An 864-nucleotide genomic window follows, 5' to 3' on the forward strand; every position below is an offset into this window, starting at 1 on the left:
GAAAAAGTTTCATACTCTTTTTTTAGAGAGATTTAAAATATGTTCCCTCTTAAGTGCCAGATACTATGTATTGAAAATTGCCTAGTCATCAAACTCTATGATTTATTTTGTGATAATAGGTTTTCCCTCCGCATCTAACAGTGGCGTTAAACCACCTCCAAAACCATTTGCAATAAAAAGATAGTTTACTCCTGTCTCTTTATCAACATATACTGTTTTCTCGCTCTTTAAGCCTGTTTCTTGATACACCACTTCAAATCTATTGTTCTTACTCATTTTAAAACACCTCCAACTTCAAATCTGTTATTGTTGAATAAAGCAAGTTATCATATTTCTTACTTCTTCAATATCCAGTATGTTATCTGCAATCCTTTGGTTGTATCTATGTCTTTCTATTCCCAACACATGATCGTTAAATTGAGTACACTCAAACCATCTTGTAAGGCATGGAATAAAGTCAGGAGTCTTTTTCTTATCACCGTAAACTCCTATGATATATACTTTGGAAATAATAGTTTCGTAACTGTCTTCGTTATGCATAAAGAAGTCTTGGCATCGCTCATTAAATTTGAAATAGAGTGACGAAGGATTCCCACAATACATAGGTACAATTAAAAAAATTTTGTCATAACTAAGCATACTTTCGTAAAGGATATATATATATCATCTTGGCGATACTTGCAATATCCCTTAAAACATTCGTATTTACACCCACTACAATCATGAATGTTTAGATTTCTAAAATAAATAATAGAATCACCTTTAGATGCAATGTATTTGGAAATATTATCACAATTTCCATTTTCTCTACCAGAAAAACTAATAACCATATTCATAATATCATTCCTCCAACTTCTAATTGAA

General features: G+C 31.1%; 2 protein-coding genes. Both read right to left on the bottom strand.

Annotated features, from left to right (window positions below; genetic code table 11):
- Positions 1–102 precede the first annotated feature (102 nt).
- Positions 103–276 carry a DUF6440 family protein gene (locus ACYQ35_RS11075; RefSeq protein WP_009462573.1) on the bottom strand — a complete coding sequence of 58 codons (174 nt, stop codon included), beginning with the start codon at positions 274–276 and terminating at the stop codon, positions 103–105.
- 335 nt (positions 277–611) lie between these two features.
- Positions 612–864: hypothetical protein (locus ACYQ35_RS11080; protein ID WP_459833550.1), on the bottom strand; the 253-nt coding region annotated here is incomplete at its 5' end.

Source organism: Faecalimonas hominis (assembly GCF_054660755.1).